Raw genomic sequence first — 25,516 nt, forward strand, 5'->3', positions numbered from 1 at the left:
TTATAAGTTTGGCTGGTTATCTGATCCGATCCATTTCCGCGAAGCTGTTGCAAACGAGGCTATAAATTTCTTTCCTGTTCTTTGCTTGAATCAGCTGATTTACAAATTCAACATTATCAATCATTAAAGCTATATGAGAAACAAGCTCAAGCTTTTCAGAATGATGCCCTACGACAGCAATGAGCAGATACGCTATATCCCCGTCCCCAAAATCGATTCCCTCAGGATACTGGGCAATCGCAATGCCAGATTTCAGGATATGTTTGCTATCTCCATCCATTCCGTGCGGAATAGCGATACCATTTCCGATATATGTGGATAGCATTTGCTCTCTTAGATGCATCTCTTGAATAAACTCTTCCTCGACATGACCCGTACGAATTAGAATCTCTCCAACTTGACTGATCGCTTCCCATTTATCTATCGCATCCAATTGAATCATAATATGCTCTGGTGTAAAGACGGTCATGTCCACCAAAACGGTCGTTTCTTCATGAAAGGAACTGCCTAGCTCTTGTTTTAGACAAACAACCAGTTCCTCATAAAAAGCTTGATCCAAAAATGAATTTATCGAAAAGTGTCGCGCATGCGGAGCTGAAGCCTTGGCCCGTTCCGTTAAATGGATGTGTGAAATAACAATATCCGCATCATCCGAGAGATCATCCACCGAACAGTTATCAACAACAAAATGTAAATCAGCCTGCTTTAGTTTCTTTCGCAGCAAAGCGGCACCCATTGCACTTGAACCCATCCCGGCATCACAGGCAAAGATAACTTTTTGCTCAAGTTTAACGGGCTTCTTTTCTGTTATTGACTGGATCTGTTGTTTGACAGGCATCTTATTATTATCCTTTGAATCGTTTGATTCCGTTACGGCCCTAGACAGCACATAGATACTCCCAAAAAAACTAACACAAGCTGAAGCGCTAAAGCCTAATAATACAGAGATATGCATGCCTTTAGGCGCCAACAGCAGCTGAGTCAAAATACTCCCTGGAGAGGGGGTAGCCACAAGTCCAGCATGTAAAACACTGAATACAAAGTCCCCTGCCATACCACCCAAAATCAATGGAAGGATCAACAACGGCTTTCTTAATGCATAAGGAAAGTAGACCTCATGTATGCCGCCAATAAGTTGAATAGCAACCGCTGACCTAGCATTTCCTTTTTCTTTCCCTATGGACCGAATAAAATAAGCCATTAACAAACCAAAACCAGGACCCGGGTTGGTCTCAAGCAGAAAAAAGATAGACTTCCCGAATTCCTTTGTTTGATTGATACCCAAAGGCTCCAGAATCCCATGATTGATCACATTGTTAAAAAACAGTATTTTCGCCGGTTCGATGACAAGCGCGATGAGCCATAGATATCCCGATGATACCAGCTTACCCGAACCCGTTACGATAACATGTAATCCCTGCACAAAAGCTGGAGAAATATAATAATAAGCCATCAAAACAAAAAATACGCCAATTAAGCCGGCGATTGTGCTGTAATACAACAATTCAAGTCCTAAAGGGATGCGACTCACAAGCCATTTATCTGTTTTTTTAATGATAAACCCCATTGTCGGACCAATGATCATTGCAGGCAAAATCATCGTATATTCAGATGGATTTCCGGCCACTAAGCCGATGATAACAAAAGCAGCAATAACTCCCCCTCTGTGATTGCCGATCATTTTACCACCTGTATAGCCAAAAAGAATCGGTATTAAATATTGGGTCATCGGTGTGATTAAACCATTCAACGCTGGAAGAGGCCACCATCCGTTTGATCCAAATAAAACCCTTAGCATCCCAAGAGCTATCAATCCTGCTATATTTTGAAATACCATCGTACTTAAAAAACGGCCAACACGATCAAGCGTTTTCATCATGACCCCCGAAACACTGAAGTAGTTTTATCCCTATAACCTTTACCCAAAACGGCTTTGATCTTATATTTAACGGTCGAATCATCACCCATTATCAAAGTTTTTATGAATTCCTCTTCTATTAATGCCGCGCTAATTTCACTGATCATTTCGATATGCTCCTTGGGAACGCTGCGCGGCGCAAGCAGCAAAAGTATGGTTCTAACCGGTGTATGACATTCCAAGTTATTCCATTGTACTTCGTCGACCAACCGAAAGAGGCAAATACATACGGAAGGGATGGCCTCGCTGCGGCAATGAAGCATCGAGAACTGTTCCTTTTCAAAAACCAATCCTCCAAGCTTTTCCCTTTTCCGCAATTCGTCTTCTAATAATCGAACATCCACACTTTGAAGCTGAGTGCCCACAAATGCGGAAGCTTGAAGAATCACATCATCCTTTGAGAATGCGGTTAATTCCGAAACGATGAACGTGTGATTCATCAACAATAGGATAGCTTCGCCATACCGATTAATTTTCATCACGGTATCCTCGATTTCCTCGTCTACTTCTGTCTGTGGTTTTTCAGAAATCGGCAAATTTTTCAAATATTGCTCAATCAATTCAATATCCGTTACATGCAAAAATGAATTCACCACGATAACCTTATAGTTTTCATTTTCAAACGGAACCGTGGAAATGATTAAATCGACTGGAAGTTTTTTACGCAGCCATTTCTCCAAATTAAGCAGCGATACAATATCAACGATTCGGATATGCGGTAAATTCTTTTCGATTTGCGCCGCAAGCAGCCGCGATGTTCCCATACCGCTGGCACAAGCAAGCAAAATACGGTAGCCGCGAAGCGATTTCCCTGTTTTTCTGACGATAGAAGCGCCAAAGTGCATAGCCAAGTAGCCAATTTCTTCATCTGGAACAGGGCAATTCAGTTGTCTTTCTAAGTAAAGCGCTGCCTTGGATGTCGCGATGAATACATCGGGGTATTCCGTACGAATACGATCAAGAAGCGGATTACGTATATCCATTTTCAGAAGAAGTCGGTGAATGGCTGATTCCAAATGAGTGCTTAAGGATTCAAAGAGAGAGACGTCATTACCTAATTCATGCTTTAGTTCATTTTCCACAATTCGAATCATTTGCTGAACGAAATGTTCTACACGGAGATCTTCTTGCCTGATCGGCAAAGAAAAAACTCGTTTTCCCTTGGCTCCCAGTAAATGCATGGTGATATAGCCTACTTCGCTCTCAGGAATCTCAATTTCAAGTAAAGCATCCAATTTCCTTGCCATTTGCAGCGCCCACTCAAATTCATCTGTTTTTTTTAATTTTTGCAGCGACTCCGCATCAATTGAAATATTCTCCCCATTTTTCAAACGTTGAACGGCCAGAGCAATGTGTATAACAAATCCAACATAAGCACTGTCTGTCATTTCATATCCGTGCAATTTTTTTGTTAATTTTACAACGTTCTCAATTTGATCGATCGTTTTCGGCTCTATAAAATGAAGAAGGTGGTTGCTTATCGATAGTTCCAATTTAACTTTATCCGAAAAGCTATACGAATAGGATGATAAGATATCCATCAACTGTTCCTGCGTAAAATGCTTGTACAACAGGTCAACAATAGCTTCCCGGATGTTCTTTTCATTACCTTCAATAAACACGCCTAATCCTTGCTTGCGAACTAATTGGATATGATGCTTGGCAAACCAAGGCTCCAACTTATCCAAATCGTTGCTTATCGTCGCTTCTGTCACGTCCAGTTTGCTGCTGAAATAGTACAACTTCGTCGGTTCGCGAAGGGATAGCAGCATCTGCATCAAAATATACTGTCTTTCTTCAGGAGAAAAAATCTTTGTCCCATGCATAACGGATAGTTGGTGAAAAAGCTGCTTTTTTGCATTTTCCGTTCCTTTTAAGCTAAGTCCGACTCCAGGCTTTTGAACTAGCATCAGCTCGTAAGTCTTTACCAACAGACCCAGTCCATCCAGTTCCCTTTGGATGGTTCGAATACTAATTTTCAGCTCATTGGAAATCTCCCTCAACGTAACTGGGGCCTTAGCGTCAAGCAGCAGCATCAGAATTTGATGATGTCTTGAATTCATAGAAATACCCGTATGCTTCAATATCAGCTTCCCCTTTGCATCTGTATCTAGTCCTATCATTATAGCGGTTACATAGACGCTTTTGCTTGTCAGGTCCAAATCTACGGGTCCAAACGAACCAACGCCAAGCGCCGCTATATGCTTTCCGCTAAAAAAATTTATCACACGCCCTATTGTTTCGCTTGGGGTTGTCGTTGGAAAACTGGTCCGTTCCAAGATTTCTCCGTCGTCCCTGCCAATCGCACATAATATATGCACCTTATATCCAGAAGACATACCGTAAAAACTAGGCATCATTAGACTTTTGGGAAGACATCCTCCTTCAAAATTCAAAATAAAAAAGAGCCGCAAGAGAATTCATTCTCTCACAGCTCTTTGGTTACTCAATAATAAGTGCATAAACGATGCCGGGTCCATGGACACCAATGGTCAAATCATTCTCGATGTCGGCCGAGCGGCTCGGACCTGAGATGAAATGAATGCCAGCCGGTCTATCTTTGGCCGCAAGTTCATCGAATGGGCGCAATACTTCACCCAGCTTTGTTTTTATACGATCCACCGGGATAATGGCAATGAACGTGGTTGGCAGCAAGCTGACACTTCTGCCTCTCGTCGCATCGGAAGTGACCACTAGTGAACCAGTGTACGCGACAGCGTGTTCGACGGCAACGATGCCGATGTCCGCTCCAGCCGCCTTAGCGACAAGCTCATCTTTGGCTGCAGCATCAGCACCTTCTGCGTTCCACACCGTGATGTCTATTTCCGTGCCTGCAAGCGAATCACGAAGAGACTCCAGCTCAGGTTGATCCTGAATGATCAAGTGTTTTGCCTGTGTCTCTGCGATGAAGTTCGCAATGAATTCCTCTGCTTCAGCCATACTCGCAAGACGCCTCGTATGGCCTCCAGCCTTCTGCCAGTTCGACATGAACAACTGAATGCGCTGTTCGAGCGGGAGATCCACCTGCTCCCAAAATTCAGGAGCCCCCTTCGTGTTATGCGAAGGAGCTGTTTGTAATGGCTTAGCTCTGCCTAGTCGATTCGAAATATTAGCAAAAAAGGCCTCCTGATCCTTCAGGGCTTCTTGGTGAAGCTTCTGGAGAAATGCTGCATCTGATTTAGCCATGATGATGTCCTCCTCCGCCGTCTTTGCGATCAGCCACAAGCTTCTCCATGCGGGCTTTCATCACGGAATCTAGTTCAGGGAAGGTGCCTTCTAGTCCCTGCTCAATGTCTTTCCACGATTCACGGAATGTCTTCTTCGCCATGCTTGGCGCATAACGATACGAATTCCAACCTTTTAACGGACCTATCTTCGCTTTGATATGACCATCGCGAACTAATAATTTCTGCCCAATACGGCCGAGTTTGATTAACGCTTTAACCCGCTTTGCATCGGACATCAAGAAATTAAAGCCCTTCATGCCGACTTTCTCAACAAAATCCGTCGCCCCGCGTTCCACTTTGCGTTGACGGAGATAAATCAGCATATCATGCAGTGGAATCTTCACCGGACATGCCTCATAACAGGCGCCGCACAGGCTAGAAGCACTAGCAATATCGTCCCATTGGTCGACGTTTTTGTTAAGTGCCGGCGTAAGAACAGCACCGATCGGACCACTATATACACCGCCATAAGCGTGGCCGCCGATGTGACGGTAAACCGGGCAAGCGTTTAAGCATGCCCCACAGCGAATACAGTTCAGCAATTCCTGGAATTGCGGATCTCCAAGCTGCAACGAACGTCCATTATCCAAAATAATGACGTGCATTTCTTCCGGTCCATCGCCGTCCTGTTGACGCTGCGGCCCTGAAATCACAGACATATACACCGTGAGTTTCTGTCCAGTAGCCGAACGCGGCAGCAGGGTCGCCATCACTTCGAGATCGTCCAATGTAGGAATGATTCGCTCCATGCCCATGAATGTAATTTGAGTCTTAGGGATGGTACTAACCATCCGCGCATTGCCTTCATTTTCGAAAAGAACGATAGACCCCGTCTCCGCAATAGCAAAATTACAGCCCGTCATCCCAATGTCGGCTTCAAGGAACTTCTCACGTAGTTTTCTTCTAACATAGCCAGCTAATATCCCCGTATCCGGCTCAAGCTTCTCGCCTGCATCCTCAGAAAGCAGGTCGGCGATCTGATAGCGATTTTTGTGAATCGCCGGAATAATAATATGCGAAGGCGTCTCGCCTGCCAGCTGAATAATATATTCGCCAAGGTCCGTTTCAATCGCCTCGACACCGATTTGCTCAAGCGCATGGTTGATATGCAATTCTTCGGAAACCATCGACTTGGACTTTACTACACTTTTCGCCTTCTTGTGCTCGGCGATTTGCATCGTCAAACGAACAGCGTCTGCTGCATCGGCTGCGAAGTGAACGTGCACGCCCTGCGCTCTCGCATTTTCAACGAATTTGCCAAGATAGTAGTCCAAGTGCGCAATCGTATGCAGACGAATTTGCCTGCCTCGCTCACGCCACTCTTCCCAGTTCCCAAGCTCTTCGGAGGCGCCCAGTTTACCGTTTTTGAGCCGTTCGGTCGTGAACTTAACCGCATTGCGAAGAAAGTCATTGTTCAGCGCGACTTTGGATCTTTCCTTGACGGTCCCACTAGGTTTATGATCGCTCATGCGCCAGCTTCACTCCCTCGGCCAGTAATTCCGCTAGATGCATGACCTTCACAGGTTTTCCACGGTAGGATAAATTGCCTGCAATATTCATTAAACATCCCATATCTAGTCCGACTAGCACTTCTGCTTCTGTTTCCAGCACGTGATCTGATTTCTCGGATACCATGGCTCCAGATATATCGCACATTTTCACCGCAAAAGTCCCACCAAATCCACAACAATCCTCCGCATGAGGAAGGGGTACAAGCTCCAAATCACGGATATTTTTCATCAGCTGCATCGGTTCCTCTTTGACACCTAAAAGTCGACTGCCGTGGCAAGATGGATGATAGGTCACTTTATGCGGGAACACGGCTCCCAAATCCGTAACACCCAATACTTGCACGAGGAACTGCGTGAATTCATATGTTTTTTCTACTAAGCGATTAGCTCTTGCTAGATTGATAGGGTCATTTTCAAACAGCTTCGGATAATAATGATGAATCATACTTGTGCATGAACCCGAAGGTGATATCACAAAATCACTGTCTTCAAACGCTTGAAGCAGTGTCATCGCGGAACCTCGCGCCTCGTCCCAATAGCCGCTGTTGAAGGCAGGTTGACCGCAGCAAGTCTGAGTCGCAGGGAAATCTAGCTTGACTCCGTATTTTGCAAGTAAGTGAACCATAGACTCACCAACCTTGGGGTAAACAAGATCGCTCAAGCAAGTAATGAATAAGGATACTTTCATGATTGCAGCTAACTCCCTTCCTTAATCGTTCCCTCCTCAGAGACCAAAAAACCATCCACAGTACGAGAGAGAACATACTGGTGATGGGAGGAACAATGATTTTAACCTTTATCTAATTGGAGGACGTGCACACCTTTATCGCGAATCTGGTCCACATCCTCCTTGTTTGTTTGCCCGTCTGTAATCAAGTGCTTGATCTCAGGCCAGCCGGCTACTTGCGTCAAAGACTGCATGCCGAATTTACTATGGTCAGCAAGCAGGTACGTTTCATCAGCGATACTGATCATTTTGCGTTTAATGAGCGCTTGCAGCTCATTGGATTCGCTAATTCCACGCTGGATATGAACCCCTTTGCATGACAAGAACAGCTTATGAACGTGATACATGTCCAAGGATCTTTCCGCGAGTGGTCCTACATAGGACAACGATTTTGGCGAAAGGAGTCCACCTGTGGATATGACCTGAATTTTCTCCTTACCGCTCACCTCAAGCGCAACCTTCATCGAGTTCGTGATGATCGTCAGCGGCATATCGGGAATAATTTTGGCCATATACCAAGCCGTTGTACTTGCATCTAAAATGATCCGATCATGCTCCCGAATATGCGATACCGCTTCTTTCGCTATGCTGTTCTTGAAATCCGACTGCGCCGTTTCCCTTTCCATGAAAGGGACTTCGGACTGCGCTTCCTTCACACTGACAGCGCCGCCATGGCTGCGCATCAGCTTGCCTTCGCTTTCTAACCGGTCCAAATCACGTCGTATCGTTTCTTCTGTTACTTGACACAGCTCGCTGAGTTCCGTTACGCGAATACTTCCTCTTTCATTCACCAACTGAACGATTCTCTGCCATCTTTCCGCTACCAGCATCGTACTTCCCTCATTTCACCGTCGATCGGGACGCCACCTGACAAAATGTTGCATACGCTTCCTGCCAACCCGCTCCATCTTGAGGGAGATAAGTTTTGACCGGGAACGAATTCCGAATCAGCTTTCTGGCTTCGCGCAAATTCGCGATATACCCTAGTGATATCCATTGTACTACAAGGTTACCTAAGGCACTACCCTCAACAGGACCGGCCCAAACCTCGCGCTGTATAGCATTTGACGTGAATTGACAAAGCAGCTCGTTCTGGATGCCGCCACCAACAATGTGAAGACCTTGATATTTCTTCCCCGTTAGCTGTTCCGTTCTTTCTAAAATAAACCGATACTTCAAAGCCAGGCTTTCCAACATACAACGAACAATTTCACCTTCTGTTTGCGGTACAACCTGTTCCGTATCCCGGCAGTATTGCTGAATTTGCTTCGGCATATGCTCAGGATTCAAGAACATGTCATCATCCGGATCGATGAAGCATTGGAAAGGCTTCACTTGCTCGGCAAGCTTGACTAACTCAGCAAAGCTGATGTTCTTGCCTTCTTTGTCCCATGTACGCTTACATTCCTGAATTAACCATAAGCCCATGATGTTTTTAAGCAATCGGTTCGTACCATAAACGCCGCCTTCATTGGTGAAATTCCAAGCTAATGCCTCTTCACTTAGCACCGGCGCCAACGTCTCAGTCCCGAGCAGTGACCAAGTACCGCAGCTTAAAAAAGCGAAATCTTCTTCTAAAGCGGGAACCGCGACAACAGCAGATGCTGTATCATGCTCGCCTACGGCAATGACAGGAATCGAAGGAACATTAAGTTCATCACAAATCTCTTTGATTAAGGCGCCAACTCTAGTCCCTGACGCAACCGGTTTCAGTAATAGTTCACCAGGAAGGCCAAGCTGATCTATGAGCTCCGTGTCCCACGTCAGCGTTGTTGCATTAAAAAGCTGCGTCGTTGTGGAATTGGTGTACTCGCTGTGTTTTTCTCCGGTTAAAAAGTATCTGAGCAAGTCAGGAATCATCAAGAACGTTTCTGCACGCTGCAGAAGCTCTGGATTTCTTTCTTTTAACGCATATAGTTGAAAAATCGAATTAAATTGAAGGAACTGAAGACCTGTTTTGGCATACAGCTTTTCACGGCCAACAAGATCAATGACCTTATCCATGACATGGTCCGTTTGATGGTCCCGATAGTGGTAGGGATTACCGAGAAGCTCACCATTTGCCGCGAGCAGCCCGAAATCCACCGCCCATGAATCTATGGCCAGGCTTTCGATATCCGTATAACCCAGATGCTTCATCTGTAAAATACCTTGTTTCAATTCATGGAACAATCTCAAAATATCCCAATGAAGGTGGTTACCCACCTTCACCGGATCATTCGAGAAGCGGTGAATTTCCTCGATCGTCACTTGGCCCGCTTCGGAGTCAAGTCGTCCGACGATCGCTCTGCCGCTACTTGCTCCCAAATCAAAGGCCAGTACGCAGGAGGGCTTACTCACCAGCTGGCACCGCCTTTGCCACGAGCATTAATGCTTTCGTCGTAGCCGCTTTCTAGGTAAGCTTTCATCGGATCTACGGGTACACCGATCTCTTCACGAACAGCTTGCAGAAGCGGAGTAACGTCGAATTCGAATGCCTTACGCACAGCGTCTTCTGCACCTAGAACGTCCTGACGTTCTTGTGCGTCTCTAACTTCATCGAGGTTGATCAGCAATGCTTTTGCATACTGTGTTTGAACGTTTAGCACGGAACGCAGCATCGCTGGAATTTTACGCTCGATATTGTGACTTTGATCGATCATATAGGCAATATTGTCAGCAGCCTGACGGATTTGTGGATTTTTATCGTTCGCTGCATCAATGATTTGGTAGAAAATCAGGAACAACTCATACGGATTAACCGAGCCAACGATCAGATCATCATCTCCATATTTGCGGGAGTTGAAGTGGAAGCCGCCTAATTTATTTTCATCTAACAAGTAAGTCACGATATGTTCAATGTTCGTTCCTTGCGGGTGATGACCCGTATCCACTAGCACTTCAGCTTGAGGCCCCAATTTGTTCGCCAAATTAAATGCCATTCCCCAGTCCGCTAGATCCGTGTGATAAAACGCAGGCTCATAGAACTTGTATTCAATCAGCATACGCATGTTTGGTGTCATTGCTCCGTACATTTCTTTAAGCGCTTCATACATCCATGTTTTACGAGCTCGAATATCGACTTGACCAGGGTAGTTGGAACCGTCTGCGAACCATAGGCTCAACACATCAGAACCTACAGTCTTAGCAATATCCACACACTCTAGCAAATGATCCGTCGCTTTGCGGCGAATAGCTTCGTTTGAATTCGTCACACTACCAAAGATGTAATCATCTTCTTGAAAAAGGTTAGGGTTAACAGCTCCGATAGAAACACCGAGATCACTTGCGTGCTGTTTCAGCTTTGCGTAATCGTCCACTTTGTCCCAAGGAATATGGATAGCAACCGACGGGCAAACACCCGTCAGTTTATGAACTTGTGCAGCATCTTCGAATTTCTCGAAGGGATTCCGCGGAACACCGTTTTGCTTATAGACTTTGAAGCGAGTTCCTGAATCCCCGTAGCCCCATGAAGGGGTTTCTACTTTAAGGGCTTTTAGCTTAGCTTTAACAGCTGCTAGATCAATACCTCTATTCGCTTGCAGCTCTTCGAACAAGGCGTATGCTTTATCGCTCATCGGATTATATCTCCTTTTGAATGTGGAAGTAATTAGCGAGTGAAGGCAGCCGGAACACCGCCGTCAACTGTGATCATACAACCTGTCGTTTTGTCTGCTTTGGAAGAAGCGAAATATACGATAGCTTCCGCGACGTCTTTCGGGAAAATGTTTACGAGCAGCGTCGTTCTTTTACGGTAGTGCTCTTCCAGTTGATCCGGTTCAATACCGTAAGCTGCAGCCCGTTCATTGCGCCAGCCGGAATTCCAAATCGCGGAGCCTTGAAGAATCGCATCTGGCAATACCGAGTTCACACGAATGCCGAACTCCCCGCCCTCAGCAGCGATACAGCGTGCTAAGTGAATTTCAGCCGCTTTGGCTGTCGAGTAGGCGGAGGCATTTTTACCTGCGAATACCGAGTTCTTGGAGCCGACGAATACCATGCTGCCGCCGATGCTTTGCTTTTTCATAATTTTAAAAGCTTCTCTAGCTACAAGGAAATAACCTGTGCTGAGCACGTTCATGTTCAGGTTCCACTCTTTGAGTGATGTTTCGTCAAAAGGACTGGAAGTCGCAAGACCTGCGTTATTCACGATAATATCGATACCGCCATAGCTAAGAATCGAATCTCGGTACGCGGCTTCCACTTCCTCTTCTTTCGTTACATCCATTTTAACGGCAATGGCTCTGTTTTCGCCATACTGCCCGTTCAGTTCGTCTGCTAATTTTTGTGCGCCTTCAAGGTTCAGATCAGCTAGAACGACGTGCGCACCTTCTTTTAAAAATTGACGAGCCGTTACGCTTCCGATTCCACCTGCGCCGCCTGTGATGAAAGCAATTTTGCGGGAAAACTCCGCTTCAGCCGGAGCCAGAGTTAATTTATAAAGTTCAAGAGGCCAGTACTCGACATTAAAGGATTCATTTTCGCTTAAGGAAACGAACGTTCCGAGAGCCGTTGCCCCTCTCATTACGGCAATCGCACGGTGATAGAGCGCTCCGCTTACTTGTGCATTGGACCAGCTTTTGCCAGTGTTGATCATCCCGATACCAGGGATTAGGATAACGCGAGGTGCCGCTTCGTTCATGACGTCGCCTTCATTTTTGTTACGGTCAAAATAAGCCTTGTACTCTTCTTTGTAAGCCGCGATTCCAGCGTTTAAAGCTTCAATTAAGGAAGCCACGTCACGGGAGTTGGGATTCCAATCGATATAAAGAGGCTTCATTTTCGTATGAACCAAGTGATCCGGGCAAGCAGCACCTACTTGGGATAGCACAGCAGCATCTTTACTGTTAACGAACTTCAGAACATCATCCGCGCTGTCAGTGGTCAGGATCATTTTCTTCTCATTGCTCACTGCTCCGCGAACGATAGGCAGGACTTGTGCCAAAATATCTTTTTGCTCTGACTCAGAGAGGGACTCGTACTTTGCTCCGCCATAAAGGCTGCTCTCGTTCACACGAGCTTCAATGAAGCTTTCTGCTTCTTGAATGATAGCCAACGTTTTGAGGTAGCTCTCTTCTGACGTTTCGCCCCAAGTAACTAGACCATGCTTCTCCATCAATACAAGCTCAGCCTTTGGATTGTTTCTAACGCCTTCCGCGATCATTTTGGAAAGTGTAAAACCAGGCCGTACATAAGGTACCCACACGAAACGGTCCCCGTAAATTTCTTTGGCCAACTCACGTCCGTTGTGTGCACAGCAGAGACCGATAATCGCATCAGGATGCGTGTGGTCAACGTTTTTGAAAGGTAAAAATGCATGTAAAAGCGTCTCAATGGACGCACGCGGATGTTTGCTGTCGATCATACAATTCACAAGGTAAGCAACCATTTCTTCGTCAGACATTTCATCTCTCTCGAACAAAGGACGAATATCTTCCATGCGAAGACCTGTGAAATTCTTTGCTTTCATTGTAGCAAGGTCAGAACCGCTGCCCTTTACCCACATCACTTCTACATCACGACCGCGGAAATCCTTCTCGATTGTTTTGTACGAAGTGTTACCGCCGCCCCAGTTGGCAACTGCACGGTCTGTCCCTAATAAATTGGAACGGTACACCAGTTCCTCTACGCCTTTTGATACTGCATTCGCTTTTTCCGCTTCCCACAAATTCGCAACCATACGTATCCTCCTAATATAGGGATCTTTGAGTGTAGCTCAAAGTCTCTCCGCTTTGGGATCTTTGAGTGTAGCTCAAAGTCTCTCCGCTTTGGGATCTTTGAGTGTAGCTCAAAGTCTCCGTTTTACATCCCATGAGTATGTGTTTGTTCTTGATGGATCCATCCTAACATATCTTTGTTTATTTTTGAATACTTATTTTTATTTTTGTTTCAAAGAATTTAATACACAAATGTGATGTAACACAGTTATAATTAGAAAAGAAAGTGGAAACAAAAATGAAACGGGTATAAAACAAACATAATGAGAACAGAAGAAAATGCTGCTCTCCGCGTTTTTGGCTGCTCGCAATTGTGCTGGAAGACACCCGTGATACATGAACTGCATTTTGTGCAGTTCATATGCATCCTCAGTGGCTTTTGGGGGATTTTGCTGCAAAAAGTGCAGTTAAATCCAGCCAAAAAGCTCAAATCCTACCTTTCTGGCACATTTAAATGTAGGAAATGCAGCTAATTTGCTGAAAAGCGCCATTGGTGCGAAATTAGGTGCACATTTTACAGCTAAAGATGTTCTCGCGTAATTATCGCGGTACGCTTATCGCCCTAGAAAATAAAAAAATCCCCTACTAGCAGCGTGATTAAATTCATGGAATCATGAATCTTCACACATTCTGCTAGCAGGGGATTTACATATATGATATATCGAGTCTTTTACGCTGTTGCTTCGACTTCCTCATGCACGGTTTTGATTTGAATCATAACCGTATTCGGATCCGTCAACACTTCAATGCCATCCTTGAAAATCAGGTCAGAAACAAGAAGCTTGTCGCCAGTATCAAGACCGCTGATATCCACTTCCATGGAAGTCGGCAAATCACCAGGCATACAACGGACTTCTACTTGATAAATTTCGATCTGCAGAACCCCACCGGATTTCACACCGATTGCCTCTCCAGAAAACTGGATGGTAACTTTGCTGTCCATGATTTCAGTCATGTTCACATGATGAAAGTCGATATGCAGCAGATTGCCGGACATAGCATCCCTTTGGACACTCTGAACAATAACCGGAATTACTTTTTCATCGGATGTATTGCCTTGCAGGATAGCTCGTGGATTTTTTTTCAAAATATCCAGCATTTCTTTTTCATTTACTTCTAATGATAAAGTATCTTTACCAATCCCATACAACACAACCGGGATGCGTCCCTGTTTTCTTGCTTGATTCATGTGGGACTTTGTTTCACCAGTGCGCTTGTTCAATTGAATAAATTTACTCATTTGTTTGTTCCTGCTCTCTTTGACCATAAATTCTTGTCAAACCGATTATAACATGACCATAAAATCTAGTCAAACTTTGATGATAACCCACTCGTTCTATTCATACTCCATAAATGGATCAGGAATCTCAATCTGATAAGCCTCTGCATCACTAACGCCAACAGAAAGGATAGCTCGACCATTGCCTGACCGTATAAGCCCACCGCTAAAAATAACATCTTCAAGATCAGGACGTTTGCCAGGGCCTCTTGGAAAATCACTTCTTGCCGCAATAATTTTCATGGGTGTTTTCTCACAGGTCTCAGGGTTTATCGAAAAGACCATGGAATAATAATGCTTGTTTCCTACGGAATCAAAGCAGGCTATATGTCCTAGAACGCCTACATGACCATTCTTGAGTAAATGTGCTTCATTCGCACCGCCCCATTCTTCGGAGACAAATTGCTCTCTAAGAATTTCCGCATTGATGAAGGTTTGCACATTGAGCTCCTCCAGCGAGTTAATGATTGTAAATCCGATTTGCCCTCTTCCACCTCTTGCTCCTTGCGGTCTAGTAAAAACACCTACTCTACCATCGTTAAGCTCAATTAAACGAATATCTTTCATCGTACCGGGTCCAGATGAGAAGTGACATAATGAATCGATTTTAAACCCGCGATAAAATTGAGTGACCCATGACACAATTTTGCTCGGATTATTGGCAGCAGTGATGACTTCAACTCCGCCAACAATTAATTCGCCCTTGATGATAGTTATACATGGATCCTGTAAATTATAAGTGTGTGTATGTACACGGGGACTCCAAACCTGATTCTTGCATGTAAAAAAGAAGACTTGAGAGAACTCGCTATCCCGTTCCTCAACTCTTCCTAAGATGACTTCCTCCCCGTCGTATTGAAACGGGGCCGTTATATTATACACATCACGATTTCCAACCCCAGAGAAAGTTAGTTTCTGCACTTTTGTAATTCTGGGGTTTGCATAAAAGGTTTCCAGAAGCTGTTTACAGCTTTCTGTTGTTATCGATTTCCTTGTCATTTACGTCCTCCTGATAATCCATCGATGCATCTATCGTCCAATCACTTTCTTCATCCATTTCGATGCCAATGAGCTGTCCAGGCTGGACATTAAAATACAGACAAAGCTTCAGCAATAAATCCCTAGGATACTGTACCATCTCATCCTTATACATACGCCGAACGGAGTCAAAGTGGTAGTTAATCTCTTTAGCGAGCTTACGTATCGATAATTTGGGGTCGTGATTTTCCATGACTTCTTTTAGTTTACTGCGTATGACTGACACACATACACCTCCTTCATAAATATATAGGGTATACGGTGGAGAGTCAATGAATTGACAAGAAAAAATGGTCATGTTATAGTGAAAACAGGAAATAATTTGGAATTTTCTGAAAATAAAATACCCCTTCCCCCAAAAGAATTAAAGACCTATCTTTAGATTCTTTTTTTTGTGTTCCAAAAATCGCGAACCAACATGGAGGCTTATTATATGAAGTATACAAGCAGCAATCGGAATATCGTTTTTCTAGGCACTAGCCTGCCGAGAGAATGCGGCATAGCTACATTTACACAAGATTTATTAGATGAACTCCAGCACATCAAAGGCTTTAACAAGCCTCGTATCATTGCAATCAATAACAACGAAACTTACGACTATCAAGAGCAAGTGATGAGGGAAATTGACCAACATAAGCTATCAGATTATACAGAAATGGCCGATTATCTTAGCTCGTCAGACGTTGATCTTCTCGTTATCCAGCATGAATTCGGAATTTACGGCGGAGTAAGCGGTGAATACTTGATTCCATTCGTCGAGAGACTGACGATTCCGTATGTCGTCATTTTTCATACCGTGTTAACGAAACCTTCTGCCAAGCAGCGTCATATCATGAATCGAGTTGCAGAGCTAAGTGTTAAAGTTGTCACGATGGCGCAGTCTACTGTAACTGATTTGATCTCCATTTACGGCGTTGATGCCGCCAAAATCGCTTTCATTCACCATGGCGTACCCCATGTCCAAACTGGATCAAGATCAGAGCTTAAAGAGCAATATGGCTTTGCAGATCGAAAAATTTTATCCACTTTTGGCTTTTTAAGTCCTGGCAAAGGAATTGAATACAGCATTGAGGCTATGCGCGGTGTGGTCAAACAGCACCCGGATTCTCTCTATATCATTTGGGGGAAAACACATCCGGTCGTTAAACAAGAAACAGGCGAGGTATACAGACAAAAGCTGATGGGTCTTGTGGAAGAATTTGATTTAACGCATAACGTTCGCTTCGTCGACAAGCTTTTGACGCAGGATGAAGTCATTCAATCTCTGGTCATGTCAGACATTTATATGACTCCTTATTTAGGCAAGGATCAGGCTGTTAGCGGAACTTTGGCATATGGAGTCGGTTATGGAAGGGTTATTGTTTCCACACCTTACCGCTATGCCGAGGAAATGCTAGCAGAGGGCCGAGGCTTACTGGCGAACTTCCGCGATTCAGCCTCCTTGGAAGCTTGCATCCTTCAATTACTAAACGACCCTACTAAAATAACAGAGATGGAACATCGTACACTCGAACTCGGAAGAACCATGCTGTGGAACGAAATTGCCAAAACCTATGCCGCCGTCTTCCAAGAAAAAATACTAGATTCAGAGTCAACAAAAGTAAAGGCTTACGATGCCAGTTTTGCTAAAGTAAAACACTTAGGAGTGATTTAATGCAAGTACAAACGATACTGCAGTTTAAGTCCGATTATATGCGCAGGATAACAGACGATACAGGCATTTTTCAACATACCAAGTTTGGAGTACCCGACCGTTCGAAAGGTTATACGACGGATGATAACGCACGGGCATTAATCGCAGCCGTTTTATTGTACAGCAGCCAAAAAGATTCCAGCACGTTAGATCTCATTCACACTTATGTTTCCTTCATTCACCACGCACAGAATGAAGATGGTAATTTTAGAAACTTTATGGATTATAACCGTTCATTCATAGAGGATAGCGGCTCTGAGGATTGTCAAGGACGCACACTATGGGCATTAGGATTCGCTCTCGCTCATTCCTCCTTGCTGCCCGATAATGTACTTAATACCTGTCGTTATTTAATCAATCAGGCATTACCGCATATCGATAAACTAGGTTCTCCTCGTGCTGCAGCCTATGCGATAATCGGTCTAAGTTATTTAATAGAAACCCCTAATGCTTTAACTTACTCCTTCCCCTATCTCCATACGCCAAGCACCACAGAAGAAAAGGCTTTTCTACCAAGAGCATTCATCATCAATCTGATCGAAAAAATAGCGGTCCGACTGCACAATCAATATGCTCGCAATAAGGGAAACGGTTGGAATTGGTTTGAAGACAGCCTTACTTACGGAAACTCCATGCTGCCATGGGCACTTTTAAAAGCAACAAATATTTCAGATAACATTGGTTTGAAGGAAACCGCTAAGGAAAGCTTGGATTTTCTAGTATCCAAAACCTTTGCTAAAGAAGGATATTATAAGCCGATTGGCAGCCATGGCTGGCAGTTGCGAGACGAAAAGGCCGCTCTTTACGACGAACAGCCGATTGAAGCCTGTGAAATGCTTCTTGCATGCAAAGAAGCCGCGATCGTTCTCCAAGACCCAGCTTATCTGAAGATAGCAGCCTTATGCTATGAATGGTATTTAGGCCATAATTCATTACAAATCTCTCTCATTGATCCTCAAACAGGTGCTTGTTATGATGGCATCCATGCCACAGGGCTGAACCTTAATCAAGGCTCTGAGAGTATCATTTCCTTCTCCATTGCCCATTTGGTGATGCATCATGAATAAATTTGCTACCATTCTTGCAGGCGGGGGCGGAACCCGCTTCTGGCCATTGTCTAGACAAGAGATTCCAAAGCAGCTTCTAAATATTAGCGGAAATGATATTATGCTAAACGATACGATCGAACGATTCAAAGGCATTATCCCACAAGAAAATACCGTTATTGTTACGAATCGTTCTCAAGCGGTTCTGCTGGAGAGCATCATGCACAGCAGTGTATCGAAAAGCAACATTTTGATCGAGCCCGTTGCCAGAAACACGGCTGCAAGCATCCTTTTCGCGGCGTTATCTATAGAAAAATCACACGGTGATTCCTTAATGGTTGTATTGCCTTCCGATCATTATATAACCGATGAAGAACAATTTCGGCTTACGTTAGACGAAGCCTGTACGGTCGCGATGAAGACGGACAAAATCGTTACCATCGGTATTAAACCGACATTTCCATCGACCGGGTACGGTTATATCGCCTTTGACAAGGAACCCATTTCTTCAAATCCTGTTGCCGTATACGAAGTAGCTGAATTTGTAGAAAAACCTAACTTTCAGAAAGCGCAAGGCTATCTGTCATCAGGTAATTATTTATGGAATAGCGGCATATTCATTTGGAAAACATCCGTCATTATTGATAATTTCAAGCGTTACCTGCCTCGGCTGTATAAGACAATGCTTCCAATCAGCGATTATCTGGGCACGGATCAGGCAGAGGAAATCATTAATAACATCTATCCGACGCTTCAAAACATTTCGATTGATTACGGGATCCTTGAGCGCTCCGATGAAGTCGTTGTTCTGTCTGGTCAATTTGGCTGGAATGATATCGGCAGCTGGGATGCGCTCGGCGCGATCTTCCCTCCGGATCCATCGGGAAACATTATTAAAGCAAATCATATGGGCATAGATACACGAAATTCGATCATCTACGGAAATGGCAGACTAATCACAACAATTGGCGTAGACGGCTTCATTATTGCGGATACTGGGGATGCACTTTTGATATGTCCAAAAGACAAAGCACAATCTGTTAAAGATATTGTCGACCTGTTGAAGGAAAAAGGAATGACTGAGTATATTTAGGTCTGCCCTTACTCCGGTGATGATGAAACAGCCGCCACTTTGGGACCGCGATATTTGAAGAAGAAGGCCACACAAATAAGCGCCAAGCCGTTGATGACAAAAACGAGCGGAATACCGATCCAGCCGCCCAAAAAGCCACCGATAATCGGACCACTCATGGTTCCAAGCTGCGTAGCGGATTGATTTAAGCTAAACGCTCGGCCTCTAAAGCTGGAATCCGTAAATTTCACGATGAGCGCGTTTAACGCCGGGTAGACGGCAGCAAAAAACAGCCCATAGCTGAACCTCAAAATGCCAAAGGCCAGCAGGTGGTGAGTACCCAATTGAAGCAGATTCCCTATTCCTCCGCCAATTAGGCCGATGAACAGTGTTTTCGAGTAGGTGATTTTCTGGCCGAGTTTCCCCCATCTCGGTGCTGCAATGACGGTTGCGATGCCCACCGCAGAGAAAATAATGCCTGAACTCAGCGAAGCTGAGCTTTGGCTGCCGCCCATTTGCAGCACATAGATGGTAAGCAGCGGCTCTACAATCATGACCGAAGTTGCTACCAACATGGTGACACCTAGAATCATCATGAAAGGCCGATTATGAGCAGCCGACTTCAAATCATCCAGAACACCCGACCTCGCAGCCGAGCGATTAAAGTTCGTTTCCTTAGCCCCAAACAGCCCGATAAAGGCTGCGACTAAGACGACACACCCCGAGACTAGGAACGATTCTCGATTTCCCACCCAGTGGCTGACGAATCCGCCTACCAGAGGACCGATGACACTTCCGGCGGCTCCTGCCGTTGACATAACCCCCAACGCATAACCCACTTCTTTTTCAGGCGTGTTCGTGGCCACTAAGGCAATGGAAGCAGGAACAAAACCGGCAAGCAGCCCCTGAAGAATCCGAACAACAAGAAATAAGTAAGGATCATGGACGAAAAAGGTCGCAAAATAAAGAACGCTTAGGCTGAAGCCTGAGCGAATAAGCATCGGTTTGCGGCCATACTTGTCCGCCAAAGAGCCCCAAAAAGGCGCGATTAAAGCGCTAGCCAAAAAGGTGATGCCAAACGTAATACCTGACCATGCTTCCAGTCCTTTATCAATGCCGAGCTCCGTGTGCAGAAAGATAGGTAAGAAAGGAATAGAAATCGTATACGCCATGCCGCAGAAAAATACACCGATCCATAAAGTGATGAGATTACGTTTCCAGGAAAATGCCATGTGTTTACCCCCTGATGCTTGATGACTGAACGACCAAATACAAAGTTCTCCCGACAACCGTGCTATGATATGTATATTTTATCATATTGCTTGAAGATTAGAAATTACATCATGAGATGCCGTGAGTCAAAGACTTCTTTTAAAAAGTAAGCTATACACCATTATCAATAAATAGCCGTCTCCCAAGGTCTATAACCTTTTGAGACGGCTATTTATTGTTTATATTTCTTCAAAATCCGTATGGTTACTAGCGTCGGCGAAATCGAAGTCTCCAGCCAGATCTCCCGACTGGTCACCCTGTTCATCTTCGGCGATATTTTGCAAATCATAGGCATTAATCGTGATAATCGGGTAGGCATGATTCGCAGCAATCTGCGCTGCCTGCTGTTTCATAAACTTGGGTGATCCCTCTGTATCTTCATCATAAACAAGAATGATGCCGTCCGAATTACGGAGCAGAAACTTGTCTCGTTCCTTGAACTGCCAAGGTCCTTCATATTTGGTTTTTGTCACGCTGTTCACGTAATTTGCACGTTCCATGACGCTATTATAGCTATTTTTCTTATCATCGCTCCATTTTTCTTCTTGCTCAAGAAAAGGGGTAACGACAGCTAATTTCAGCTCTGGGTAGGCGCCTCCTCTAAGGTCAAGCACAGCCTCAGCCGCCCACAATTCGACCCCCCATTGTCCACTCACAACGACCCATTCTAAACCTTCATCCATAAGTGCGATAAGTCTCTTTTTGATCGCTTTTTTGATAATCGGAATGCCTGGGTGCTTTAATGAAAAAATGCCCAGCTCTGATGCTTTATAACCCGTTATTAAGACTCGTTTCAAAAGAGGTACACCACCTTGTTAACTCTATCTATCAGGTTAACATAGATATGCCTCGATATAAAGAAAGCGGTTATAAAATGCAAATTTGAATCATTTAATGTCACTTATATGTCCGTATATGTAACATTAAAATGTGGACTTTGATCAAAAACCCCAAAATAATGATTGAATTTGTAGGAATAATGAACTACACTGTATTCAACAGAGAAACATACGTTAGATAATATAACATAAGATGGAGGGTGGAGAGTTAATGAATATCGCATTGGTCGCTCATGATGTCCATAAAAACTTAATTGTAGACTTTGTTATTGCTTATAGGCATATTTTTCAGAAGCATCGGCTTTTTGCAACAGGGACAACAGGAAGAAGGATAAGTGAGGAAGCTAAACTCGAGGTGATCCGATTGCGCTCAGGCCCGTTCGGCGGGGACCAACAAATCGGTGCTATGATTGCCATGGACGACATTGATATGCTAATATTCTTTCGCGATCCGATAACAGCGTTAGGGCATGAACCCGATATTACGGCATTGCTTCGCCTATGTGATGTTCAGAAAATTCCACTCGCTACAAACGTAGCGACTGCTGAAATGTTGATTAAGGCCATGGAGAGCGGATTTCTCGCTTGGCGTGAAGAGATCCGTAAATATGATACATTGAGAATGAACGGGACGGAATAAATGATCGCGGATGTTAGACAAGATCAGCAAAAAGAAGAGCCGCAGCTCTTCTTTTTCTATACCATTAAGATTCTAAAGCCTCAACCAGCCAAGGGTACGCCTGACTCCCATTCACTTCATGAACACCTTCAAAGAGATGAACCCCCAGCATTTCACCCGCCCCTGCTTCAGCGTACACCTGCCGCAAATACCGAATCGCCGTTTCCACTGTTTTTATCGGAAAAATAGGATCCTGCTGGCCTGATTCAATGAACAGTGGACGAGGAACAAGTAACCCGAGTAATTCGGGGAGCTCCGAATATTCCAAAACACTTGGCAAGTAATTGTCGATGCAATGACGGATCTGCATAATGCTTCCTTTGAATGTATTCACAAAGGCACACAGTACCGTGGCTTTGATTCGTTCATCTATCGCTGCGGTATATGCGGCGACAAGTCCGCCACCCGAGAAACCGAAGCATCCCACTCTTGCTGGATCCACATCCTCGCGTGACAACACATAATCGAGTGCCCGCCGCGCCTCTTGCACGCGCAATCCTGCCAATGAGATGCCATATAAAAGCAGATGTGAAGCAAGTGTTTGACAGGAAGAATTTCCGACTTGGCCATCCTTCTGATCCGCAGCCAGTCTTCGATCACCGAATCCGATGATCTCAGGTACGACCACTATGAAGCCGCGCTTTACTAATTCCAAGGCATAATTGCCATGAAGATCCGGCTTACCTGTGTTTTCAGTCCCATCGGGATGGAGTCCAACAATCTGCCGGCTACCGTAACCATGTCCGTGCAGAGCCAGCACCGCTGCTCTTCGTTCAGTCAAGCCTTTAGGCAAAAGCACAAAGGCTGGAACTCGAAATCCCCAGACCGTACCGAATTCGATACGCTCCCGAAAATGATCTTCGAGCTCAGTGCGCTCCAGGAGAACAGGACGAAGCTCATCTTGTTCTTCCAAAGCTATATCTAGAGACTTGACCAGGTGCCGCTTCAACCTAATCTTCGTCTGTTCGACATTCTCGTCTCGCTTTTGCTGCAGACGTTTATTTTCGTAGGATTGATAGAGATTTTCCATGATTGAATCTGGATTCCACAAGCATCCCCACCTCCGTCTACCTTTTAAAAAGTAACAAGCTTATCCACCGCAACCGGTTGCCCCGTACGCAGGGAAATATTCCCGGCAATACCGGTCAAAATCGACATCGCCCCATCAACATGAGAAGCAGCTCGCTCGAAGCGATCATCGGATGGCTTATCAAAAATGTCTTTCAAGAGAACAGGATCGCCGCCGCCATGACCGCCGACACCTTCTTCAATTTCTACTTTGTAAGGAGCCGCGAACATCGGAAATACCCTGATCGTCTTTTCCTTCAATGCACCTTCATCCTCTTTAAGACCACCGGAATTTACGTATGATTTCTCAACAACTTTCATTTCAATTCGACCCTTGCTGCCATTGATTTGTACACTAAAGCCTTCCCAAGGCATATAAGCATTAAGCGAGTAGGTGAGAATGGCTTTGTTTTTATATCGGACCATAACTCCCATTGTATCTTCAATACTAATTCCATCGCCGAAAACACTCTGATCGCGTTGGTAGCCATCTTCGTGTTCCGCATCTAAATATAGACCTTTGAGGTTTTTATTTTTATCTAAATGAAGAGCAAAAGGATCACCCTTCGCGTTTTCATTCCCAGTCGCACGCTGATAAAAGTTGGTCACGCCGCGCTTTTCGGCATTTTCTCTACCATAGAACATCAAGCCGCCCATCGCAAATACCGTCTCCGGACGCGTCCCTAACCAGAAGTTCACGAGATCAAAATGATGTGTTGATTTGTGTACAAGTAAGCCTCCGCCATTACGTTTATCGCGATGCCATCTGCGGAAATAGTCTGCCCCATGCTCAGTATTCAGCAGCCACTCGAAATGAACAGAATGAACATCACCTATCGTGCCATCCATGATTAACTCACGAATTTTCGTATTGTGCGGAGCGTAACGGTAATTGAATGTCACACGAAGCTGCCGCCCTGTGCGTTTAATGGTATCGAGAATTTTCTTGACATTTCTCTTCATCCACAGTCATCGGCTTTTCCGAAATGACATCGCAGCCAAGCTCCATCGCTTTAATTATATAGGTATGATGCGTGCGATCAACGGAGGTAACAATGACATAATCAGGCTTTTCTTTGCGAATCATTTCCTCGAACTGATCCGCTTTATACGTGGGAACAGCGTTATATTCATATTTATTGACGAGTAAGCCATTTGTAAAATTCATTCTCGTTTGATTTATATCGCAAATCGCAACTAGCTCTGACGTTTCTTGAAAATCCTTCACAATGGCGCCATAGAAAAATTCCGCTCTTCCTCCGGTACCGACTAGTGCATAACGCTTTTTCATAAAAAGTGAACCCCTCTCGAGTTTGGATATGTCTTCATGTTCGAATGTCCTATCTCAAGATTAATACAATATTTGTTGTGTTTCTAATCAAATATTGCCTAATAGCTTTTATTCCTTGCATATTTTGCTATATAATAAGACATAAAAGACCGAACGAAGAGGTGTCCACTTTGGTACTCTACGAAATTGAAAGACTGCGCAGAGATCACCCCTACTCCATGACAGTGAATCATTTCCATGATCACTATGAAATTTATTATTTACTCAGCGGGAAACGCTACTATTTCATACAGGACCGCTCTTACCTGATTCAAGAGGGCGACCTCGTTTTTATCGATAAAAATGAGCTTCATAAAACACGAAATGCGGATGTCCACCATCATGAGCGGATTCTACTCAGCTTTGATGATAGTTGGATACGCTCTATTGATGAGGACGCATCGACACATTTACTCGTTCCTTTTCAACAAAAACAGCATATCTTTTCCCTAACAGGTACGAATCGCACTCTAGTTGAGAACCTTCTATTCAGTTTATTGCGCGAGCAGCAGCAGACTCTAGACGGCTGGCAGCTAAACAGCAAAGCCCTGCTCACGCAATTACTTATTCTCTGCTCACGTCTCACAGATAAGTTAAGCTCCGCTCAGGAACACCCGCAAGCACACAATCCCAAAATATTCGAGATCGTCGCTTATATCAACGAACAGTATAGAAACCGTTTGACGTTAGCTTCGATCTCCGAAACCTTTTATATCAGTCCAAGCTACTTTTGCCGTTCTTTCAAAGAAACGACCGGCTTTTCGTTCATCGAATACTTGAACAACGTTCGAATTCGCGAGGCTCAGCGGCTGCTGCGGGAAACGAAGTTGAAAGTCATCCATATTGCCGAGCAATCCGGCTTCGATAGTGTCGCTCACTTCGGCCGCGTATTCAAACAAGTGACCTCACAGACGCCGCTGGAATGCCGCAAATTGATGCGCCATAGCGTGTAAAAGGGCTGAGATGCCTACACCCACTACTCGCCGCTGCCGTAAGCTCGGTTTCCGAGCTTACACACCTACGCCCACTACTCACCACTATCGTAAGCTCGGAAATCGTCTTCTCAGCCTGAAGATTCCAACTCCCCCGTGGTTGTCGCCTACTTTAGGCTCGATTTTCGA

The 25,516-nt window shown here is 44.7% G+C and carries 20 protein-coding genes and 1 pseudogene; 5 read left to right on the forward strand and 16 right to left on the reverse strand.

The window, feature by feature from the left end; translation table 11 throughout:
• Positions 1-16: 16 nt before the first annotated feature.
• The 12 genes from QFZ81_RS25680 to QFZ81_RS25735 form a co-directional block, all read right to left on the reverse strand.
• The gene (locus QFZ81_RS25680; protein WP_307605308.1) at positions 17-1,879 is read right to left on the reverse strand and encodes a PTS sugar transporter subunit IIA; all 1,863 of its coding nucleotides are present in this window, start codon (positions 1,877-1,879) and stop codon (positions 17-19) included.
• The gene (locus tag QFZ81_RS25685) at positions 1,876-4,197 is read right to left on the reverse strand and encodes a BglG family transcription antiterminator (RefSeq protein ID WP_307605309.1); all 2,322 of its coding nucleotides are present in this window, start codon (positions 4,195-4,197) and stop codon (positions 1,876-1,878) included. Before QFZ81_RS25685 ends, QFZ81_RS25680 begins: the two co-directional genes overlap by 4 nt.
• Before the next feature lie 163 nt (positions 4,198-4,360).
• Complete coding sequence (locus QFZ81_RS25690) at positions 4,361-5,104, reverse strand: LutC/YkgG family protein (RefSeq protein ID WP_307605310.1); 744 nt, start codon at positions 5,102-5,104, stop codon at positions 4,361-4,363.
• Positions 5,097-6,614 carry a LutB/LldF family L-lactate oxidation iron-sulfur protein gene (locus QFZ81_RS25695; RefSeq protein ID WP_307440225.1) on the reverse strand — a complete coding sequence of 506 codons (1,518 nt, stop codon included), beginning with the start codon at positions 6,612-6,614 and terminating at the stop codon, positions 5,097-5,099. Before QFZ81_RS25695 ends, QFZ81_RS25690 begins: the two co-directional genes overlap by 8 nt.
• Positions 6,601-7,344: a (Fe-S)-binding protein gene (locus QFZ81_RS25700; protein WP_268617673.1), complete on the reverse strand. Its 744-nt coding sequence runs from the start codon at positions 7,342-7,344 to the stop codon at positions 6,601-6,603. The genes QFZ81_RS25695 and QFZ81_RS25700 overlap by 14 nt, the downstream gene beginning before the upstream one ends.
• Before the next feature lie 101 nt (positions 7,345-7,445).
• Positions 7,446-8,213, reverse strand: coding sequence for a DeoR/GlpR family DNA-binding transcription regulator (locus QFZ81_RS25705; protein ID WP_307440221.1), 768 nt, complete (start codon positions 8,211-8,213; stop codon positions 7,446-7,448).
• 10 nt (positions 8,214-8,223) lie between these two features.
• The gene (gene rhaB, locus QFZ81_RS25710) at positions 8,224-9,726 is read right to left on the reverse strand and encodes a rhamnulokinase (RefSeq protein WP_307449481.1); all 1,503 of its coding nucleotides are present in this window, start codon (positions 9,724-9,726) and stop codon (positions 8,224-8,226) included.
• Positions 9,720-10,940, reverse strand: a complete 1,221-nt coding sequence (rhaI, locus tag QFZ81_RS25715; RefSeq protein WP_307440219.1) for an L-rhamnose isomerase — start codon at positions 10,938-10,940, stop codon at positions 9,720-9,722. The genes rhaB and rhaI overlap by 7 nt, the downstream gene beginning before the upstream one ends.
• A 32-nt stretch (positions 10,941-10,972) precedes the next feature.
• A complete protein-coding gene (locus QFZ81_RS25720) occupies positions 10,973-13,042 on the reverse strand; it encodes a bifunctional aldolase/short-chain dehydrogenase (protein WP_307440218.1) in 2,070 nt (689 codons plus the stop codon).
• A 707-nt stretch (positions 13,043-13,749) separates the two neighbouring features.
• Positions 13,750-14,319 carry a 50S ribosomal protein L25 gene (locus QFZ81_RS25725; protein WP_307605311.1) on the reverse strand — a complete coding sequence of 190 codons (570 nt, stop codon included), beginning with the start codon at positions 14,317-14,319 and terminating at the stop codon, positions 13,750-13,752.
• Positions 14,320-14,415: 96 nt separating this feature from the next.
• Complete coding sequence (locus QFZ81_RS25730) at positions 14,416-15,357, reverse strand: DUF1861 family protein (protein WP_307440213.1); 942 nt, start codon at positions 15,355-15,357, stop codon at positions 14,416-14,418.
• The gene (locus tag QFZ81_RS25735) at positions 15,323-15,622 is read right to left on the reverse strand and encodes a helix-turn-helix domain-containing protein (protein WP_307440211.1); all 300 of its coding nucleotides are present in this window, start codon (positions 15,620-15,622) and stop codon (positions 15,323-15,325) included. The genes QFZ81_RS25730 and QFZ81_RS25735 overlap by 35 nt, the downstream gene beginning before the upstream one ends.
• Positions 15,623-15,829: 207 nt before the next feature.
• Between QFZ81_RS25735 and QFZ81_RS25740 the strand changes: the two genes are divergently transcribed.
• From QFZ81_RS25740 to QFZ81_RS25750, 3 genes are read left to right on the forward strand one after another with little or no spacing between them, the layout of a single operon-like run.
• Positions 15,830-17,050: a glycosyltransferase family 4 protein gene (locus tag QFZ81_RS25740; protein ID WP_307605312.1), complete on the forward strand. Its 1,221-nt coding sequence runs from the start codon at positions 15,830-15,832 to the stop codon at positions 17,048-17,050.
• A complete protein-coding gene (locus QFZ81_RS25745; RefSeq protein ID WP_307440206.1) occupies positions 17,050-18,156 on the forward strand; it encodes a glycosyltransferase in 1,107 nt (368 codons plus the stop codon). The genes QFZ81_RS25740 and QFZ81_RS25745 overlap by 1 nt, the downstream gene beginning before the upstream one ends.
• Positions 18,149-19,228 carry a mannose-1-phosphate guanylyltransferase gene (locus QFZ81_RS25750; protein WP_029196696.1) on the forward strand — a complete coding sequence of 360 codons (1,080 nt, stop codon included), beginning with the start codon at positions 18,149-18,151 and terminating at the stop codon, positions 19,226-19,228. Before QFZ81_RS25745 ends, QFZ81_RS25750 begins: the two co-directional genes overlap by 8 nt.
• 8 nt (positions 19,229-19,236) lie before the next feature.
• Here QFZ81_RS25750 and QFZ81_RS25755 read toward each other — a convergent pair whose 3' ends face one another.
• Together QFZ81_RS25755 and QFZ81_RS25760 are read right to left on the reverse strand one after the other, a co-directional pair.
• Positions 19,237-20,439 carry an MFS transporter gene (locus tag QFZ81_RS25755; protein WP_307440201.1) on the reverse strand — a complete coding sequence of 401 codons (1,203 nt, stop codon included), beginning with the start codon at positions 20,437-20,439 and terminating at the stop codon, positions 19,237-19,239.
• A 219-nt stretch (positions 20,440-20,658) separates the two neighbouring features.
• Positions 20,659-21,276 (reverse strand): SLOG family protein, encoded by a 618-nt coding sequence (locus QFZ81_RS25760; protein ID WP_307440199.1) that lies wholly within the window; start codon positions 21,274-21,276, stop codon positions 20,659-20,661.
• 253 nt (positions 21,277-21,529) lie between these two features.
• Here QFZ81_RS25760 and QFZ81_RS25765 point away from each other — a divergent pair, with 253 nt between their 5' ends.
• Entirely contained in the window at positions 21,530-21,958 is a 429-nt protein-coding gene (locus QFZ81_RS25765) for a methylglyoxal synthase (protein ID WP_307440197.1), read from the forward strand.
• 64 nt (positions 21,959-22,022) lie between these two features.
• Here QFZ81_RS25765 and QFZ81_RS25770 read toward each other — a convergent pair whose 3' ends face one another.
• Positions 22,023-23,048 (reverse strand): dienelactone hydrolase family protein, encoded by a 1,026-nt coding sequence (locus tag QFZ81_RS25770; RefSeq protein ID WP_307440195.1) that lies wholly within the window; start codon positions 23,046-23,048, stop codon positions 22,023-22,025.
• Between the two features lie 23 nt (positions 23,049-23,071).
• Positions 23,072-24,356: pseudogene (locus QFZ81_RS25775) on the reverse strand (Gfo/Idh/MocA family protein).
• Positions 24,357-24,526: 170 nt separating this feature from the next.
• On the opposite strand from QFZ81_RS25775, the gene QFZ81_RS25780 reads away from it, so the two are divergent.
• Positions 24,527-25,348, forward strand: coding sequence for a helix-turn-helix transcriptional regulator (locus tag QFZ81_RS25780; RefSeq protein WP_307605313.1), 822 nt, complete (start codon positions 24,527-24,529; stop codon positions 25,346-25,348).
• The last annotated feature ends 168 nt before the right edge of the window (positions 25,349-25,516 follow it).

The sequence above is a fragment of the Paenibacillus sp. V4I9 genome (assembly GCF_030817295.1).
Taxonomy (GTDB): domain Bacteria; phylum Bacillota; class Bacilli; order Paenibacillales; family NBRC-103111; genus Paenibacillus_E.

Excerpts from the sequence above, each read along its gene's own strand:
- QFZ81_RS25695 (WP_307440225.1), bottom strand. The coding sequence starts at position 6,614 with ATGAGCGATCATAAACCTAGTGGGACCGTCAAGGAAAGATCCAAAGTC.
- QFZ81_RS25680 (WP_307605308.1), bottom strand. The coding sequence starts at position 1,879 with ATGATGAAAACGCTTGATCGTGTTGGCCGTTTTTTAAGTACGATGGTA.
- QFZ81_RS25690 (WP_307605310.1), bottom strand. The coding sequence starts at position 5,104 with ATGGCTAAATCAGATGCAGCATTTCTCCAGAAGCTTCACCAAGAAGCC.
- QFZ81_RS25725 (WP_307605311.1), bottom strand. The coding sequence starts at position 14,319 with ATGAGTAAATTTATTCAATTGAACAAGCGCACTGGTGAAACAAAGTCC.
- QFZ81_RS25745 (WP_307440206.1), top strand. The coding sequence starts at position 17,050 with ATGCAAGTACAAACGATACTGCAGTTTAAGTCCGATTATATGCGCAGG.
- QFZ81_RS25740 (WP_307605312.1), top strand. The coding sequence starts at position 15,830 with ATGAAGTATACAAGCAGCAATCGGAATATCGTTTTTCTAGGCACTAGC.
- QFZ81_RS25700 (WP_268617673.1), bottom strand. The coding sequence starts at position 7,344 with ATGAAAGTATCCTTATTCATTACTTGCTTGAGCGATCTTGTTTACCCC.
- QFZ81_RS25755 (WP_307440201.1), bottom strand. The coding sequence starts at position 20,439 with ATGGCATTTTCCTGGAAACGTAATCTCATCACTTTATGGATCGGTGTA.
- QFZ81_RS25730 (WP_307440213.1), bottom strand. The coding sequence starts at position 15,357 with ATGACAAGGAAATCGATAACAACAGAAAGCTGTAAACAGCTTCTGGAA.
- QFZ81_RS25705 (WP_307440221.1), bottom strand. The coding sequence starts at position 8,213 with ATGCTGGTAGCGGAAAGATGGCAGAGAATCGTTCAGTTGGTGAATGAA.
- rhaI (WP_307440219.1), bottom strand. The coding sequence starts at position 10,940 with ATGAGCGATAAAGCATACGCCTTGTTCGAAGAGCTGCAAGCGAATAGA.
- QFZ81_RS25750 (WP_029196696.1), top strand. The coding sequence starts at position 18,149 with ATGAATAAATTTGCTACCATTCTTGCAGGCGGGGGCGGAACCCGCTTC.
- QFZ81_RS25765 (WP_307440197.1), top strand. The coding sequence starts at position 21,530 with ATGAATATCGCATTGGTCGCTCATGATGTCCATAAAAACTTAATTGTA.
- QFZ81_RS25720 (WP_307440218.1), bottom strand. The coding sequence starts at position 13,042 with ATGGTTGCGAATTTGTGGGAAGCGGAAAAAGCGAATGCAGTATCAAAA.